The organism is Wolbachia endosymbiont of Drosophila barbarae (assembly GCF_044752445.1).
GTDB lineage: Bacteria > Pseudomonadota > Alphaproteobacteria > Rickettsiales > Anaplasmataceae > Wolbachia > Wolbachia pipientis.
This window is the reverse complement of record NZ_JBIXJM010000009.1, coordinates 1-2149: the sequence shown is the minus strand read 5'-3', so window position 1 is coordinate 2149 and position 2149 is coordinate 1. Positions and strand designations below refer to the sequence as shown.

The 2149-nt window shown below is 36.2% G+C and carries 1 protein-coding gene and 1 pseudogene; both read right to left on the bottom strand.

Translation table 11 applies throughout. The features are described from left to right. Positions 1-61 precede the first annotated feature (61 nt). Complete coding sequence (locus tag ACIPNH_RS00120; RefSeq protein ID WP_400770761.1) at positions 62-637, bottom strand: WD_0853 family protein; 576 nt, start codon at positions 635-637, stop codon at positions 62-64. Further along, positions 627-2149: pseudogene (locus ACIPNH_RS00115) on the bottom strand (type IV secretion system protein); the annotation flags it as partial. The pseudogene ACIPNH_RS00115 and the gene ACIPNH_RS00120, both read right to left, overlap by 11 nt.

Here is a 2149-nt window from a genome sequence, read left to right as displayed (position 1 = left end):
ACTCAACCTCCTTATCATCTTCTATCCTTATCTTATCACATCCGGACTTCTATGAAAAGAGCTATAAATCATCATGATCATTTTTTTCATCATGATTTAGCCCTTCAATTCTGCTTTCTAACTCTAACTTAATTATAGTATTGATTTTATCTATATTATCAAGAAAGCCTCTACATTCTTCTTCACTATACTCTTCACCAGATGCTTTTTTTTCAATAAATAGGTTTTTAAATCCTGCTAGATCAGAATTCTGATCGGTATTTAGTACAACATTTCTCTCTATGAAGCTAAGGTCTGATAGCAATAAACTAACCTCTAATAGATCCTCACTTTTCACGCTTTTAAGGTCTTCAAGGCTTTCTAAAATACTAAACACCTTAAGCCTTTCTTGCGCAATTTCTTGGTCTTCCTTATCAAATTCAGACAATAAACCATGATTATCTACAAATTTCTCACTCAAAGCTTTATTTAACCTAGTGAGGTCGATATTGTTGTCTGGTGTGTTGTCTAATAGTAAATCTACCCTTGCCCTACGCGCATTAAAAATATCATCATAGTCATTTAACTTTATATTGCCATTATCGTCTTGCTGCAATTTATAATAATCAAGGCCTTTGAAATTTTTATTAGTCTTCATCTTCAATCCTCTTCTCATCTCCTTTTGCATCTGGTTTCCTCATTGGTTCCGGTAATTTCCTTTCTGGATTTTTTGGTTCTTTAAATAAAGGCTTAAGATTATAAACTTCACCTTCTCGATCTTCTCTTTCTTTTTTTCTTCTAGCTCTTTCAGCACGTTTTTCTACAGCTTCTGGAGTATTCATTTCAAAAAGTGGTGAGAGGTTGTAAACTTTATTTTGATTTCTTCTGCCTTCTCTTTCAGCACGTTTTTCCATACCTTCAAAAGCAGATCCAAAATCATCAATTTCATCTGGGCCTTTTGGTTCCGTGCCTAAATTTCGTGTCACTTCATTTGATTGATTAGGCTTATCTTCTTCTGTTGGCTGATCATGCTGTAGTTGATTAGGCTTGTCTTCTTGTTCTGTGCTTAGTTCTCGTACTACCTTATCTGGCTGACCTCCCCCTCGTAGTCGAAGAGGGGCGCCTTCTTCTAGTGGCTGATCATGGTTATCTCTTACTAGTTCCGTGCCTAACTCTCGTTCTACCTTATTTGATTGATCAGGATTGTCTTTTTCTGGTTCTCTCTTACGGCCTATGGTGTCATCATGAAGCTTATTCAAGAAATCTTGCCTATGCGATTTTGCTCTAAAAAGTAAGTTATTTGGATAACCATCTTTTTCTCCTGTACGGCGGCTAACTCCTATAGAATCAAGGCCATGCTCCCAAGTAAACTTCATAGCATCTTCTATTGTATAGCCCAAATGTGATCCTACGTATCCTTTATAATAATCTAAATATTTACCGATCCTTCTGTGTGTAATATCTTCCTTATCAACTCCAAATGCCCTGTAGATCTTTTCCTCAAGTTTATCAACGTCATTTTTAGGTGATGTTGCAAATTTTGTTGCTTCAATAGTAGCACCTACAAATTTACGTGGCACATCAATAGCGTATTTCAGCACTCCTCCAACTCTTGGTACTCTCCCCAGCAGATTAGCTGCACCTCCGGCTAATCTATCCGGTAAATGAGTAGCCCAACTGCCTAAAGACTCAAGTCCTCTACCAGCAAAATTTTGCCACTGCTGTTTGAATCCTTCCATTATGCCAGTCAAAGGCGATGCCTGATACATACTAGATATATTGTAAACGCTGAATCCACCACCAGCGATACTTGAGCCCATTTGTTGTACGAACGTGCGTAAGGAGAACATTAAAAATGAAAGCAAGAATAGTATAAAGATTTCCCCTGCATTGATTAAATAACCTCTCTGTATGTCTTGCACCCTTTGGTAATCACTATTTTCTTGATAGTTTCTATTTACCTTATAAAAATTCTGTGATTGGCAGCTCCCATCTTGTCTAATTATATCTTGCACTAAAGACTTTATTTCACTTTTTAAACTTGGCTGTAGAATTACTTTTTCTATGATTTCCTTGTAATTAGTACACCTGCTTTCATTTCCTGGCTGCTTACAATAGATTTCTGTCTTTTTACTTATATTATTAATCAATAATAAGATATCAGCTTTTT

Bases quoted from the DNA above. Each gene is read 5' to 3' on its own strand.
- ACIPNH_RS00120 (WP_400770761.1), bottom strand. From the start codon at position 637: ATGAAGACTAATAAAAATTTCAAAGGCCTTGATTATTATAAATTGCAG.